The sequence below is a fragment of the Candidatus Poriferisocius sp. genome (assembly GCF_965204145.1).
Lineage (GTDB): Bacteria > Actinomycetota > Acidimicrobiia > Acidimicrobiales > Bin134 > Poriferisocius.
This window is the reverse complement of the sequence record NZ_OZ241977.1, coordinates 2004025-2017376: the sequence shown is the minus strand read 5'-3', so window position 1 is coordinate 2017376 and position 13352 is coordinate 2004025. Positions and strand designations below refer to the sequence as shown.

Annotated in this window: 17 protein-coding genes; 9 read left to right on the top strand and 8 right to left on the bottom strand. The window is 65.6% G+C overall.

What is annotated here, in order from left to right; all coding sequences use genetic code 11:
* Positions 1-16: 16 nt before the first annotated feature.
* Genes ACOGI7_RS09315 through ACOGI7_RS09305 form a run of 3 tightly spaced genes read left to right on the top strand, consistent with a single transcriptional unit; the run spans position 17 to position 2740 of the window.
* On the top strand, positions 17-859 hold the full coding sequence (locus ACOGI7_RS09315; RefSeq protein ID WP_419848482.1) for an SDR family oxidoreductase: 843 nt from the start codon (positions 17-19) through the stop codon (positions 857-859).
* A gap of 43 nt (positions 860-902) precedes the next feature.
* Positions 903-1754: a TIGR03619 family F420-dependent LLM class oxidoreductase gene (locus ACOGI7_RS09310; RefSeq protein ID WP_419848481.1), complete on the top strand. Its 852-nt coding sequence runs from the start codon at positions 903-905 to the stop codon at positions 1752-1754.
* Positions 1755-1759: 5 nt separating this feature from the next.
* Positions 1760-2740: an LLM class flavin-dependent oxidoreductase gene (locus tag ACOGI7_RS09305; RefSeq protein ID WP_419848480.1), complete on the top strand. Its 981-nt coding sequence runs from the start codon at positions 1760-1762 to the stop codon at positions 2738-2740.
* 2 nt (positions 2741-2742) lie between these two features.
* Here ACOGI7_RS09305 and ACOGI7_RS09300 read toward each other — a convergent pair whose 3' ends face one another.
* From ACOGI7_RS09300 to ACOGI7_RS09285, 4 genes are all read right to left on the bottom strand, one after another.
* Entirely contained in the window at positions 2743-3453 is a 711-nt protein-coding gene (locus ACOGI7_RS09300) for an RDD family protein (protein ID WP_419848479.1), read from the bottom strand.
* Positions 3454-3527: 74 nt separating this feature from the next.
* Entirely contained in the window at positions 3528-3977 is a 450-nt protein-coding gene (locus ACOGI7_RS09295; protein ID WP_419848478.1) for an RDD family protein, read from the bottom strand.
* 84 nt (positions 3978-4061) lie between these two features.
* Entirely contained in the window at positions 4062-5249 is a 1188-nt protein-coding gene (locus ACOGI7_RS09290; protein ID WP_419848477.1) for an RDD family protein, read from the bottom strand.
* 27 nt (positions 5250-5276) lie between these two features.
* Complete coding sequence (locus tag ACOGI7_RS09285) at positions 5277-5921, bottom strand: RDD family protein (protein ID WP_419848476.1); 645 nt, start codon at positions 5919-5921, stop codon at positions 5277-5279.
* Between the two features lie 56 nt (positions 5922-5977).
* On the opposite strand from ACOGI7_RS09285, the gene ACOGI7_RS09280 reads away from it, so the two are divergent.
* Positions 5978-6883, top strand: a complete 906-nt coding sequence (locus ACOGI7_RS09280) for an alpha/beta fold hydrolase (protein ID WP_419848475.1) — start codon at positions 5978-5980, stop codon at positions 6881-6883.
* On the opposite strand, the gene ACOGI7_RS09275 is transcribed toward ACOGI7_RS09280, so the two are convergent.
* From ACOGI7_RS09275 to cofC, 3 genes are read right to left on the bottom strand one after another with little or no spacing between them, the layout of a single operon-like run.
* A complete protein-coding gene (locus tag ACOGI7_RS09275) occupies positions 6880-7851 on the bottom strand; it encodes an NAD-dependent epimerase/dehydratase family protein (RefSeq protein ID WP_419848474.1) in 972 nt (323 codons plus the stop codon). The two genes, ACOGI7_RS09280 and ACOGI7_RS09275, sit on opposite strands and share 4 nt — an antisense overlap.
* A 19-nt stretch (positions 7852-7870) precedes the next feature.
* Entirely contained in the window at positions 7871-8599 is a 729-nt protein-coding gene (locus ACOGI7_RS09270; protein WP_419848473.1) for a PIG-L deacetylase family protein, read from the bottom strand.
* On the bottom strand, positions 8596-9171 hold the full coding sequence (cofC, locus tag ACOGI7_RS09265) for a 2-phospho-L-lactate guanylyltransferase (protein WP_419848472.1): 576 nt from the start codon (positions 9169-9171) through the stop codon (positions 8596-8598). Before cofC ends, ACOGI7_RS09270 begins: the two co-directional genes overlap by 4 nt.
* 88 nt (positions 9172-9259) lie before the next feature.
* On the opposite strand from cofC, the gene ACOGI7_RS09260 reads away from it, so the two are divergent.
* From ACOGI7_RS09260 to ACOGI7_RS09240, 5 genes are all read left to right on the top strand, one after another.
* Complete coding sequence (locus ACOGI7_RS09260) at positions 9260-10354, top strand: NAD(P)H-dependent glycerol-3-phosphate dehydrogenase (RefSeq protein ID WP_419848471.1); 1095 nt, start codon at positions 9260-9262, stop codon at positions 10352-10354.
* Positions 10355-10367: 13 nt separating this feature from the next.
* Positions 10368-11717 (top strand): hypothetical protein, encoded by a 1350-nt coding sequence (locus ACOGI7_RS09255; protein ID WP_419848470.1) that lies wholly within the window; start codon positions 10368-10370, stop codon positions 11715-11717.
* Positions 11718-11730: 13 nt separating this feature from the next.
* A complete protein-coding gene (locus ACOGI7_RS09250) occupies positions 11731-12402 on the top strand; it encodes a ribonuclease HII (protein WP_419848469.1) in 672 nt (223 codons plus the stop codon).
* A gap of 97 nt (positions 12403-12499) precedes the next feature.
* The gene (locus ACOGI7_RS09245) at positions 12500-12961 is read left to right on the top strand and encodes a hypothetical protein (protein WP_419848468.1); all 462 of its coding nucleotides are present in this window, start codon (positions 12500-12502) and stop codon (positions 12959-12961) included.
* A 5-nt stretch (positions 12962-12966) separates the two neighbouring features.
* Complete coding sequence (locus ACOGI7_RS09240) at positions 12967-13119, top strand: hypothetical protein (protein ID WP_419848467.1); 153 nt, start codon at positions 12967-12969, stop codon at positions 13117-13119.
* Here the strand turns inward: ACOGI7_RS09240 and ACOGI7_RS09235 are convergent.
* Positions 13116-13316: a hypothetical protein gene (locus ACOGI7_RS09235; RefSeq protein ID WP_419848466.1), complete on the bottom strand. Its 201-nt coding sequence runs from the start codon at positions 13314-13316 to the stop codon at positions 13116-13118. The two genes, ACOGI7_RS09240 and ACOGI7_RS09235, sit on opposite strands and share 4 nt — an antisense overlap.
* Positions 13317-13352 lie beyond the last annotated feature (36 nt).

Sequence of the window (13352 nt, the reverse complement as noted above, 5' to 3'; positions counted from 1 at the left end):
TCATCAGGGAGCAATCATGGCAGATGGCGTGAAGGGATATGGAGTGCTGGTGACCGGTGGCGGTACTGGCATCGGCCATGCCTGCGCGGCAGCGTTGGCCGCCGACGGCGCGGCAGTGACCATTTGCGGGCGCACCGAGTCGAAGCTGGCCGACTCTGCCGAGCGCATCAGCCAAGAAGCTGGCAACGGGGGCAGCGTGGCCTACGTGGTGGCCGATGTAACCGACGAGGCCTCAGTAGCCGCTGCCGTAGCGGCCGCAGCCGAGCCCACCGGGACGCTGAACGGGGTGGTGGCCAACGCCGGCGGGGGCGGGGGAATGGGCCCCTACCACCTCCAGGACACCGAGGAGTTCCTGCGGGTGCTGCATCTCAATGTGCTGGGCACCATGCTCACCGTCAAGCATTCGGTACCCCTGATGAGGGCTGTGGGGGGCGGATCGTTTGTGGGCATGTCGTCGATCGCCGGCCACGTGACCCACATGTACTTTGGGGCCTACACCCCCGGCAAGGCGGGCATCGAGGCCATCATGCGCAACGCCGCCGACGAGTACGGCGCGGCCAACATCAGGTTCAATGCCATCCGCCCCGGCTTCATCGCCACCGAGATCATGGAGGGCATCCCCCGAGACGGCGAGGTGTACGACAGCTATATCGACAACACCCCCATGGCCGATGTGGGGTATCCCGAGGACGTGGGCCATCTGGCCCGGTTCCTGATCGGTCCCGAGTCCCGATGGATCACCGGGCAGTGCATCAACATCGACGGCGGCCACAGCCTGCGGCGGGGACCCTATTTCGGCTCCTTTATCGAGCCCGCGTTGGGCCGTGACGTGATGCTGGGCGACATGCCCGGATCATGACCGGCCAGGGCGGCTTAGCGGGTGCCGAAAGAAGGAGAAGCCAGTGAAGTACTACGCCGCAGTGATGTTCGAGGAGACCGACCAGCTGGTGGACATCGCCCGAGCCGCCGAGGCCGAGGGGTTTACCGGAGTCGCACTGGCTGACCACGTGGCCGTGCCCGCCGGGTTCGCCTCGGTACACCCGTCGGGGGAGAACCCCTTCGACCACACCTCGCCGTTCGCCGATCCGCTGATCACCGCCTCGGCCATGCTCAGCGCCACCACAGCCCTGGAGGTGCTCACCTACGTGTACATCCTGCCCATGCGCGACCCGTTCTCGGTGGCCAGCCAAGTAGCCACCCTTTCGCTGCTGTCGAACAACCGGCTCCGGCTGGGTGTGGGTGTGGGCTGGCTGCGGGAGGAGATCGAGCTGATGGGGGCCGACCCCCACACCCGGGGGCGGCGCACCGACGAGATGATCGAGATATGCCGCCGGTTCTGGCGCGACGGCACCGCCGAGTTCCACGGGGAGTTCTTCGACTTCGGCCCCACCGGGATGTACCCCCAGCCCGACGCGCCGATCTCCATCTGGGTGGGGGGCAAGTCGGAGGCTGCGCTGGCCCGGGCGGTCCGCAACGACGGTTGGTTGGGCATGAACTACGACCTCCCCGAGGTTCACCGCCTGCTCGATCGTCTCGGCGAGCTGCGCGAGGAGGCCGGCAAAGACGACGGGCCGTTCGAGACGATGGTGATCCCCAACGCCGATCCCTCTCCTCGCCTGCACGACAAGATGACTGAGCACGGGGTCACCTCCACCATCGCCATGCCCTGGTACCCCGGCGATCCGGCCAGCGCCTCCATCGAGGCCAAGCGGGACGCCCTGGGCCGCTTCGCCGACGCCTTCATCCGGCGCTGAACTCCATGGTTGACGTCGCATCGCCACTGGCCAAGGGCTCGGTGTCGCTGCGGCTGTATCCCCACGACGGCCCAGCCGCCGAGCAGCTAAACGAGGTGCGCGAGCTGGCTCGGCGGGCGGTGGAGGTGGGCTACGACGGCGTAATGGTGTCGGAGCACCACGCCGGTTTTCCGGGGTACTTCCCCAGTCCGCAGCAAATGGCTGGATTTCTGCTGGCAGCTATGCCGTCTGGATGGGCTGCGCCATGTCCACTGCTGCTCCCGATGAAGCCCTACGCCCTGATCGCCGAAGAAGTGGCTTGGCTGGCCGCGGCGTTTCCCGGTCGGGTGGGGGCAGGTTTCGCGTCAGGAGCCCTGCCCGTGGACTTCGAGCTGGCTGAGGTGCCGTTTGACGAGATCAACCCGCGGTTCAAACAGGCCCTACCCCTGGTGGTGGCCGCGTTGCGAGGGGAGGCCGACCCTCCGCTGGCCGACGACCGGGCCATCGCTGCCTGTGCCGAGAACCCGGTGCCGATGGTGGCCGCTGCCCAGTCGCTCGCCGCGGTCCGCCGGGCGGCCGGGCTCGGCTTGGGCATCCTCTACGACAGCCTCCAAGCCATCGACCACGTGCAGGCGCTGTCGGATGCCTACGACGAGGCCGGGGGAACCGGCCCCAAGATCTTGATCCGCCGAGTGTGGATCGGCGGCCCCCCCGGCGAGGCCGTCGACAACCAGCTCGACTTGTACCGCACCTACACCACCGAGGGCACAATGGCCCGCTGGGACCAAGGGGCCAACACCGTGCTGGCCACCGACGGTGCCGAGGCCGCTGAGAAGCTGCACGCCGCGATGGCAGCCACCGGCACCGACACCATCAACATCCGCATCCACGTCGTCGGCCTGTCACCCGCCTACATCCGCGACCAGCTCGACCTCCACGCAGAGTTGGTCGAACGGCTCAAACGGTTGATTCCCAGGTCAGGATCTACGAGCCGCAGACAGGCTTGAACCTACGGCTTCGATACCACCAGGGTTCTTGCCGCTTTGTCGTGCCATCCCTGTCGATCGCGATCCCACATCAGGGCCAGATAGCAGAGAAGAAACAGAATCTCTCCGATGTAGGGAAGGTAGAAGGCGGGAATCAGCAGCACTGCGGGGAGAGCCCAGCGAATGATCGATTGCCCCCACCTGGGGGTGCGACCCCATTCGGGTTGGAAGAGATCCTCGGCTCGGACCACCTGTGTTCTGGTTGCCATCTTGCCGAAGGTCTGGCCTCGTGTTGCAGTCAGCCCGATTTCGTATATTGCGCTGAACAGGATTGGTACCCAATAGAGACCATCCACGCTTTCGGCATAGTCCCGAACGGCATCGGAATCGTACGAGTCATCTACCGGTATCGGCTTGACGTCGGTGAAGTGAAGGACAAGCAAAAAGACAAGGGTCAGCAGAAAATAGATGGCCAAATCGATGAGGCGGCCACCAAAACGAGCGGTGCGAGAGGCCAGTTGGACCGGTTGGACAGATGAAAGGCTGTCTTGCTCAGCTGCCGCTCCAGAGGCGCGGGCGCGGCGGTTCTTGGGGGGCTCCAGGTTTTCTGCGCCGGTTAGGTGGTCGAGGGATTGCACCCCGTCGTCGGCCACATACTCAGTCCACTTCTCACCGTCCCACCAGCGGTATTCGTGACGGGTCGTGGGATCCGACTCCCAGGCGGGATTGCTCATGCGGAAGGTCAGGCTAACCGGTGGTCGTCAATCAAACCGTGGCTCAGTCTGCGTCGACAGGTCCGACACAGGCGTTAGCCGGCTTGTGGGTGTCGCGGCGGCGGAGCAGGTTTGAAGAGATTGTGCGGGTCGCTGATGACCACGGTCTTCAGCATTTTGTCCCACACCGTCTGATTGCGGTCGTTGTTCAGCAAGACGATGCCGTTGACGATTATCCAGATGATGCCCAAGAGAAAGACACCGGACAAGAGGAAGATGACCGCCGCCTTCAAGACCAAGTCGCGCAGGGCCATCCATCTCCAATCGGCAGCCTTGCTGCTTTCGAGCCGGATCACTCTCATTTTCAGCACTTGCTTGGCTGGTGACTGGCCTCGGGAGTAGACGATCAGAGACCAGATCAGCCACCCGATCACCAGGGTGGCGACGGCTAGTAGGAGTTCAAGCAAAAGGGCCCCGAATCGCTGCCCCCGGGACGCCAGCATCGGTGACAGATCGGGTTGCTCGGCGCTTGAGTCAATATCCACGTCATCAGGAGACGGACGGCACACCCATACCGGACTCAGGCTAGCGGGGAATAGTCGGAGGGCACTTGCCGGATCCCGGGTCGGCTACCGGGACTGCTTGACTACAACGAGGGTGTCGCCCGCCATGTCGTGCCATCCCCGACGGTCGGTGCCCCAGGTGAGGGATAGGCGGCAGAGCAGTGTCGCCAGCCACCCGACAAATGGGATCAGCAGTAGCAGCCCAGGAATGACCCAGCGACGGATCGATCGGCTGGGTCCTGGTCTGTCTCCAGTGTCTTTGCGGATGACATGAATCCCAGTGGCCATTTTCCCCAGGGTTCGCCCACCAGCCGAGATCATCGTTACCTCGTAGAGCAAGCCAACAATGAAAACGGGGGAGATTATGAGCCAATAGATCGCTGTCCCGGGCCAGGATTGGTCGTCCCAAAAGTCCAGGGCATCGAGAGCGAAGCCAATGGGGAATATCAGGGCAAGCCAAAAGAAGAACATGACCAAGAAGTCGATAATTCGGGCTCCGAGTCGGGCACCGGGGGTGGCCAGCAGCACTGGCTGGCCGGTCTTGGTGCGGGCCCAGACTGCTTTGGGGGACGCAGCCCGGTTCACCTTCACCACCATGGTGCCTGCGGCCAAGTCGTGCCATCCTCGGCGGTCCCGGTGCCAGGTCAGAGCGAGAAAGCACAGTGGGGCCAAGATCAACCCGGCGAAGGGGACCAGGCCCAGCAAGCTGGGGATAGACCACCTGCGCAGCGCCATGCCGACACCGGGAATGCTGCCGTCCTTGATTCCTACCATTTTGATCCCCGCGGCCATCTTGCCCAAGGTCTGGCCCTTTGTGGCAGTGAACGCGACCTCGTAGACGAAGCTGATGAACAACACCACCCCGAAGAAAATCCAATCTTCAACGGTTGGCGACGTTAGGAAAATACCGGCGAAATCCTGCCAGTTGAAGTCCCCTTCTGTTGTGAAGAATGCGGGGAAGGCGAGTGGCGTGGAGATCAGGGATGAGTCGATGAGCTTCGCCCCAAGCCGGGCGCCGGGACTGGCCAGCGTCACGCTCCGCCCGTCGCCGAATTCGGCCATTCGGCCGCCGAAGTGAAATTGTCCCGCCTCAGCGGCCTGTGGATCAGAAGGGGTGGGCAGGGCATCAAGGCCAGCGACTGGATCGCTGGTGGCAACGCCGTCGTCGGCGCCATGGTGGGTCCACCTTTCGCCGTCCCACCAGCGGTACTGGTGACGCCCGGTGGGGTCAGGAAGCCAAGCGGGGTTGCTCACGACTCAGATGGGTGACCAATAGTCCAACTAGTCGTTTGTCCCAGTCTGCGACGAGTGGCGGCGCTTGTAGAGATCGCCGGGGTCATAAATCACTACCGTCTTCAGCATCATGTCCCACAGCGCTTGGCGCCGACTAGTGGCCAGCAAGACGATGCCGTTGACCAGCAGCCAAACGAGGGACAGGCCAGGGAAGACGAAGTCCAGGACGAAGCCGACCACACCAACAAGCACAAGCTGGCGTAGCGCCGTCCATCCCCAATTGGCGGTTCTTCGCTCCTCCAATCGCACAATCCGCATGCTGAGCACTTGTTTGGCTGGGGTCTGACCTCGCGCAAAGACGATGAGCGACCAGATGAGGTAGCCGATGCCCAATGTGACCACGGCCAGTGGTATCTCGAGCAGTGCGGCGCCAAGGCGCCGCTTTCTTGAAGACAGCATCGAAAGCGGGTCGGGCGGCAGTGAACCAGAATCGGAGATCGGTGCTCCCGGGACCGAGCCTGGAGGCGGAGGCGGCAATGGAGGCGCATCGCGGGGAAGACTCGCCTCGGTAGTGCTGACTGGATCGACGGACTGGATGCCGTCGTCGGCGACTTGGTCGGTCCACTGCTCGCCATCCCACCAGCGGTATTGGTGGCGGCCGGTGGGGTCGGGCTCCCAGGATGAAACGCTCATGCTGGTATCAGGGTAGTAGTTGGCAGCGGCAACCTGATATCGGGAAGCTGATGAGGATGACTGGTTATGACGAGTTCTCCATGCTGGCGGACAATGCCTCTGAGGTGGGGCTTGACTGGGAGGGGCCGCCGCCGGTGGAGCGGTGCCGGGTGGAATTGCCGAGCGGGCTTGGTTTGAGCGCCATCGTGTGGGGCGACTCGCCGGCGCGAGTGGTGTTCATCCACGGGGGTGCCCAGAACGCCCACACTTGGGACACGGTGGTGTTGGCTCTGGGGGAGCCGGCGGTGGCCATTGATCTGCCCGGCCATGGGCACTCCGACTGGAGGCCTGAGCACGACTATTGGCCGCCGTCGATGGCCGACGACGTGGCGGTTGCCGTCCGTGAACTGGCGCCGGAGGCCGAGTTGGTGGTGGGCATGTCGCTAGGCGGGCTGACGGCCATCTGCTTGGGAGCCTGCCACCCGGATGTGGTTCCCTCGTTGGCGGTGGTGGACGTGACGCCCGGTACCGACCACGCCAAGGCCGAGCCCATCGTGGAGTTCATCTCCGGGCCTCAGACCTTTGAGAGCTTTGACGACATCCTGGGCCGGACCATGGAGTTCAACCCCACCCGCACCGAGTCGTCCTTGCGGCGGGGCATCATCCACAACGCTTTCGAACAGGAGGACGGGAGCTGGACTTGGCGATGGGACCCGGTGCGGGATTGGAAGCTCACCGACCCGGACAAGCCGGGCGGGGGCAGCCCGGAGTTCTCCGACCTGTGGACCGCCGTAGACACTCTGGCGTGCCCTGTGGTGCTGTATCGGGGGGCGAACTCTGGAGTGGTGGGCGACGAAGACGTGGAAGAGCTCTTGCGCCGCCAGCCCGACGCCGAGGTGGTCGTGGTGGCCGACGCTGGCCACAGTATCCAGGGCGACCAGCCGCGGGAGTTGGCCCGCTTGCTGGCCTCCCGTCTGGGCTAGTCGTTGCCGTAGGCGGCAGTGAGGCGCTCGGCGCCGCCGATGCCGGGAGCGGGCTGGCCGCCGGGGTAGCGGGCTTCGTAGACCCCGGCCAGGCCGTCTCGCCAGCTCACCTGGCAGGGGCCGGTGAGTGAAATCCGCCTGGCCGGATCGGCCCCCGCACCGGGTTGTGAGCCGGGGAAGGTGTCGTAGACGATCTCGGGTATCCTCCCCGAGAGCTCGCCCAGGTGCATCACCCAGTCCTCGGCTTTGACGTGCTCGTCCCCGCCCCAGTTGACCACAGTGGCCGGCACCGACGCCGCGGCCAACAGCGGCTCGACGTGGGCGTTCATGTCGTCTTGGTGGATGGGGGAGTAGGGCGAAGGGGCCGGGGCCCGCAGTCGGATCGGCAGGTCGTTCATCAGCCAGTCCATGTGGTACACGGGCAGCCCGCCATTGGGCCCGTAGCTGGCGTTGATGCGGGCGATGGTGGTGGGCAGATTGAGCGCTCGGGCCATGGTCCGGGCCACTGCCTCCCCGCCGATCTTCGACATCGAGTAGGTGGGGGCGTGCACCGCGTTGCAGTCGCCGATGCGGTCGGTCTCGGTGTAGAGGTGCCACGGGTCGGGGTGGGGGTGGTACACCGAGCAGGTGGAGGCGATGAGCGCGGCCTTGGCCTTGCGGCAGTGGGCCATAAGCAGGCCGGTTCCCTCGGCGTTCACCTGAATGGCCCAGTCGTAGTCGAGGCCCTGTCCCTGGAAAGCCGCCATGTGGACCAGGTAGTCGAAGTCGTCGGGCAACATGGAAAAGTCTCCGTCGGCCACGTCCGCAACCTCAGTGTGAACCCCGGCGGCCTCCACCATCTCCCGGCTGCCCTCGGCGCTGAACCGGGCGATTCCCCATACCTCGTTTTGCTCGGCCAGATAGGCGGCCATGGGGAGTGCGATCTGGCCGGTCATGCCGGTTATGAGGATCTTCTGGTCTTGCAGCATGAGAACTCCTTCGCAGGTCCTAGAGGTCGTCGATCAGCTTGAACAGTTCGGCCGAAGCCAGTCCGGCTTCTGCTCCTGCCTGGGCCAGCTTGTCGGCCACCCACGCGTGGAGTCGGGCCAGGTCGGCGTGGCTGGGGTTGGGGGGCAGGTCCAGGGTGGTCTCATATTGGCTGACGAAGGCCTCGATGGCTCTTGCCTTGGCCGACTCGAATTCTGAGGTGTCCTCGGCGTGGTCGGGCTCGTCGGCCTCGAACAGGAGGAGGGCGTCGGGGCGGTGGGGGGCCAGGCCCAGTTCGGGGAAGAAGTGGGGGTCGCGAGCAGCCACGATGCCGTCTACGGTCAGCCAGCCGGCGTGGCGATGGTCGGGATGGAGCCGCCATCGACGCCACGGGTCGTGGCCCAGCACGACGGTGGGGCGCAGGGTTCGGATCCACGAGGCCACCTGCCGGCGGGGTTCTGGACCAGACTCCAGCTCCCCGTCGACCCAGCCCAAGAACACCACCTCGCCCACCGCACCCAGTCGCCGGGCCGACTCGCGCTGCTCGTCTTGGCGCACCGCCACCAGCTTGTCCAGGTCGGCATTGGGGTCCCAGGTTCCCTTGGAGCCATCGGTACACACCAGCAGACTCACCTCGCAGCCGCGGGCAGCCCATTTCGCCAGGGTTGCCCCGGCGTTCAACTCGATGTCATCGGGATGGGCCCCGATGGCCAGCGCCCGCTCGGGGGTGGTCAAATCCTGCGATCTCACGCCATCACTGCCAGCTCGTCCAAGTCGGCGGGAAGGTCGATGTCGAGCCCGAAGGCGGGGTCGCGCAGGATGCGCAGGCTGCGTCCCAGCCGCTGAGCCTCGGCCATGTGGCGGGCAAACGAGCCCCGACCGTAGGAGAACTCAAACGGGCAGTCGCCGGGCAGGGCGATCACGTTGGTGCCGTCGTTGTGGCGGTCGGGCACCAGGGTGATGCCGGGCCAGTCGCCCAGCGGGGCCAGTGATCCGGCCCGCGGTAGGTCTCCGTGGGCCACGATCACCTGGTGGTATCCCGCCTCTCGCAGGTGGTCCACCCCGCTGCGCACCGCGCCGTTCAGTCCGGTGCCGGGGCGCCACACCACCTCGGCCCCCACGGATTCGGCCCAGTCGCGCACCCCGCCGTCGTCGCACACCACGGCCACCGCCAGCGGAGCAGCCGACTGAACCACGTGGGTGGCCATATCGCGGGCCAGAGCAGCTCGTTCCTCGGCCCCGAGAGCCGGTGCAAGCCGGAGCTTGGCCTCGGCGAAGGCCTTCACCGGGATCAACACCGCCACCGTCGGCCCTGGGCTCACCCGCAGGAGTCTACGGCCATCGGCTCAGGCGGCCCATACGCAGTACCACTGGCCTGTTTCGGTACTGACCCGTCTACGCTCAATGCCTATGTCGAACAGGGTCGCGGTCATCGGCGGGGGGTCGTGGGGCACCACGGTTGCCCATTTGGCCGCGCACAACGAGCCCACCGTGTTGTGGTGCCGCGATCCGAAGACGGCCGCCGCCGTGAACGAGCGCCACGTCAATCCCCGCTATCTGGACGGCTTCGAGCTGCATCCCCATCTGCGGGCTACCACCGACTTGGAGCAGGCCGTGGCGGAGGCCGAGGTGGTGGTAATGGGGATTCCGTCGTCCGCGTTCCGACAAGTCTTGGAGAGGGTGGCCCCTCATCTGCGGCCGTGGGTGCCGGTGGTGAGCCTCACCAAGGGGCTGGAGCAGGGCACCCGATTGCGTATGACCGAGATCATCAACCAGGTGGCGCCGGCCCACCCCGCGGGCACCCTCACCGGCCCCAACCTGGCCAAGGAGATCCTGGCCGGACATGCGGCCACATCGGTGATGGCCATGGCCGACGACACCGTGGCCACCGCCCTCCAGGGGGTGTTCACCACCGATCGCTTCCGGGTCTACACCAATGACGACGTGATCGGCTGCGAGCTGGGCGGCACCCTCAAGAACGTGATCGCTCTGGCTTCGGGCATGGTGGACGGCCTTGGCGCGGGGGACAACACCCGAGCGGCGGTGATTACCAGGGGGTTGGCAGAGATCGGCCGTTTGGGCACCGCCATGGGCGGTCGGGCCGACACCTTTGCCGGACTGGCCGGGATGGGAGACCTGCTGGCCACGTGCATAAGTCCCCAGAGCCGCAACCGCCATGTGGGCGAGCAGCTGGGACGGGGCCGCAAAGCCAAAGCGGTGGTGGCTGAGATGGACCAGGTTGCCGAAGGGGTGTTCACCGCCGGAGTAGTGGTGGAGTTGGCTGCTGAGCACAGCGTGGAGATGCCTATCAGCACCGAGGTGCATGCCGTGATCAAGGGCACGCGGACCGCGGCTGAGGCATCGATGGTGCTGATGGGCCGCCAAACCCGCCCCGAGCCGGAGGCGACCAGGGCATCGCGTTTCCGCCGTCTATGGCCGGAGAGGCCGGATTCCAAGGGGTCGCCGCTGCGCCGGTTCTGGCGGTTCGTTACCCGATCTTCTTGATGAGAAGGAATTGATGGCCAACAAGTCCCTTGATGTCTTGGGCGCGCCCGGGTGGGGAGAGGTGGATGCCCGCGGGTTGGTCTGCCCTGGTTCGAGGGAATGGACGCTGGACTGGTGGGTGGGGGCGTCTGACCGCTGGCACCGGGCATCGCAGGAGGCCGCCGTGCGCCAGAGCGAGGTGGGGGCCGGTGCGGTGGTGGAGACCCGGATGAAGGTGCCCGATGGAGATGCGGTACAGCGGGTTTGGGGGGTGGCTGCCGGTGGGGGACCGGCGGTGGCGGTGGTGGAGGTCGGCAACGAGGCCGCCACTGCTTTCGCAGTCGCACTGGTGGTGCGGGCCCCGGGGGCGGTGCTGGCGGTGGACTCCACCGGAATGGCCGTTGGAGGACAGCCGGTGCTGGTGTGGGATCGTCCCCCAGCGGGTGCTGTGGTCGGGCCTGACGAGGTGGAGACCCTGCTCGAGGTTGAAAGCGGGGCCACGACAGGGTTGGACTGCAAAGGCCGCGACATCGCCGCCGCGGTGTGGCCGCTGCCTCATACTGCCCGAATGGCGGTGAGCGCATCGCTGGGCCGGGGCATGGTGCCGGCGCCATCCGACCTGCCCGACGCCGAGGCGGTGGTGCGGGGCTGGCAGGCCCATCTGGATAGGGGTGCTCGGATCGAGGTACCCGATGAGGGCTTGGCCCGGCGCATCGATCGCAATCGGCGCCGATGGCTGGGGCGCACCGGCCGCATGGAAACGGCCGACGTTGCCGAGCTCTGCGAGCTGTCGGTACGGCTCGACCATCACGGGTACCACGGCGATGCCGAGCTGGTGCTGGATGAGATCGCTGCCTGCTGGACCACCGAGGCACCCACCGAGCGGCTGATCGCTCTTGCCGTTCACCACGACCTGACGGGCGACGCCGAGGCGGCTGCTCGATTCGTCGAAGCGGTGGCCGAGGCGGTGGAGGCTGCCGCCCGGATTGGTGCCGACGTGCCGGTCGAGCCGGTCGAGCGCCTCCTAATCGCCGCGGGCCAGGATCGGGCTGCGCAAGATCTCCGTCGTCTCGAATTGGATGCGGCTGAACCTCCTGCTGAAGGGCTAAGGGCCGAGCTGGTGGCCGACCACGGCGAAGATCTGCTGGTGGCCCCCGGCTTCCGACCAGCATGGAGGGGAGGGCCGCTGGCGGTCTACGGGCTGCCCACTCGGTTCGGCTCGGTGTCGTATGCGGTGCGCTGGCACGGCGCCCGTCCCGCGCTGCTGTGGGAGCTGGACTCCCGGCCCGGCCAGGATCCGGTTGTGATCCGGGCCCCCGCTCTGGACGAGAGTTGGTCGAGCCAGGAATCAACCGGAGAAACGCTGTTGGCCGCACCCCAATAGCTACCTTGAAGAGATGCGGGCCGCACTCAAGTCGGCTGCCCCCTCCTTGGCGGTTGAGCGCCGTCTGTGGGCCGAGGGCCACCAGGTGGTCGTGGGCATGGACGAGGTGGGCAAGGGGGCGTGGGCCGGGCCTCTCACCCTGGTGGCCGCGGTGCTGCCCACCGATCGGAGGGTCTACCGAGTGCGGGACTCCAAGCTCTTGACCGAAGCCGAACGGGAAGGGCTGTTCGACCGGGTCGCCGACTGGTGCGTGGCCTGGTCGGCGGGCCACGCCAACAACGACGAGTGCGACCGGCTGGGGATGTCGGCGGCCCAGCGGCTGGCCGCCCGACGGGCTCTGGATGGCCTGGGCCTAGAAGCCGACGCAGTGCTGGTAGATGGCCGGTGGGATTTCGTGGGCAACGGCAAGACCCAAGCGCTGGTGAAAGGCGACGCCACCTGCCTGTCCATCGCGTCCGCATCCATTTTGGCCAAGGTCACCCGCGACCGGCTCATGCGGGCCGCAGCCAGCGACTACCCCGACTACAACTTCGACAGCAACAAGGGCTACCCCTGCCCCCGCCACCGAGCCGCCCTAACCACCCAAGGCCCTACCCCCCTGCACCGCCGCTCCTGGTCCTTCATGGACACCCACGGCTGGCCCCACCTCCGCACCACCCCCGGCTCGCCTCTGCCGTTTTCTTGATGCCAGGGTTAGTAGGTTATACCAGCATATATATTGAAATAGTATATAAGTTAGTGTACCCTGTCGTGTCCTTCCGGTCGCGCGAAGAAAGCACCCCATGGCCAACGGAGACACGCTTGAACTCATACACCACAAGGCGGAAGACCTTCGACGCAAGCAGGACAGCAAGCTCCAGCGATTGCTGAGGCTCGCGACCACCACACCAGTCGTCGTTTTGTCTGCTGGCACCGTCGCAGTTGCGGTCCCTGAGGATCTGGCTGCGCCCGCGGCTGTCGTCGTCTTCGGCGCTGTCATCGCCCTCGGTATCATCCTCTTCGCCGTCGAGGCCTTCGCCGCTGGATGGAAGGAGGGGCCCGGCATCAACGAACACCTTGAGGCTCTCCGCGACCGAAGGCCCACGAGTCAGCAATTGCAGTTCTCCATGGTCGTCACCCTTGGAGCGGACCATGCCCACAACAGCAGAATCCTCAACAGCGTCAGGAGACTCGTGATCCTTCAAGGTCTCATCGCTCTTGCAGGACTCGCCACACTGCTTCTTACGATTCGCGAGCTAGCATGACCACTATGGAGCCGACGGACAAAGATACTGAGGCCGAAGAGCAGGACGTATTCGAAGACATCATCAAATTCGAGAGCGTCACCGCTGCCCAAGGTATCTTCCCGGAAGAATTGTTCTTTTGGCGGCGTCGGAAGCGGAAGCCAGAAGCCGCCTCCTAGCTCCTAGGTATCGCATCGGGCCAGAAACCGCCCCTTGTATCAGCCAGCGACGCCGTCTTCCACTGCTTGTCTCCGCCCCAGGCGGTTTCGGCGGCATCGAAGTCGAAGCGTTCGGGTTGGCTGAGTAGCCCGATCAGCTCAAGGCGCCGCTTGGCGTTGACCACCTCCAACAGGGAGGCATGAATGGTCTCTCGCATCGTTTTCGTCCCCAATATCTCCGCAGCTCTCTGAGC

Bases quoted from the DNA above. Each gene is read 5' to 3' on its own strand.
- ACOGI7_RS09315 (WP_419848482.1), top strand. From the start codon at position 17: ATGGCAGATGGCGTGAAGGGATATGGAGTGCTGGTGACCGGTGGCGGT.
- ACOGI7_RS09305 (WP_419848480.1), top strand. From the start codon at position 1,760: ATGGTTGACGTCGCATCGCCACTGGCCAAGGGCTCGGTGTCGCTGCGG.
- ACOGI7_RS09300 (WP_419848479.1), bottom strand. From the start codon at position 3,453: ATGAGCAATCCCGCCTGGGAGTCGGATCCCACGACCCGTCACGAATAC.
- ACOGI7_RS09285 (WP_419848476.1), bottom strand. From the start codon at position 5,921: ATGAGCGTTTCATCCTGGGAGCCCGACCCCACCGGCCGCCACCAATAC.
- ACOGI7_RS09280 (WP_419848475.1), top strand. From the start codon at position 5,978: ATGACTGGTTATGACGAGTTCTCCATGCTGGCGGACAATGCCTCTGAG.
- ACOGI7_RS09275 (WP_419848474.1), bottom strand. From the start codon at position 7,851: ATGCTGCAAGACCAGAAGATCCTCATAACCGGCATGACCGGCCAGATC.
- ACOGI7_RS09260 (WP_419848471.1), top strand. From the start codon at position 9,260: ATGTCGAACAGGGTCGCGGTCATCGGCGGGGGGTCGTGGGGCACCACG.
- ACOGI7_RS09255 (WP_419848470.1), top strand. From the start codon at position 10,368: ATGGCCAACAAGTCCCTTGATGTCTTGGGCGCGCCCGGGTGGGGAGAG.
- ACOGI7_RS09250 (WP_419848469.1), top strand. From the start codon at position 11,731: ATGCGGGCCGCACTCAAGTCGGCTGCCCCCTCCTTGGCGGTTGAGCGC.
- ACOGI7_RS09245 (WP_419848468.1), top strand. From the start codon at position 12,500: ATGGCCAACGGAGACACGCTTGAACTCATACACCACAAGGCGGAAGAC.
- ACOGI7_RS09240 (WP_419848467.1), top strand. From the start codon at position 12,967: ATGGAGCCGACGGACAAAGATACTGAGGCCGAAGAGCAGGACGTATTC.
- ACOGI7_RS09235 (WP_419848466.1), bottom strand. From the start codon at position 13,316: ATGCGAGAGACCATTCATGCCTCCCTGTTGGAGGTGGTCAACGCCAAG.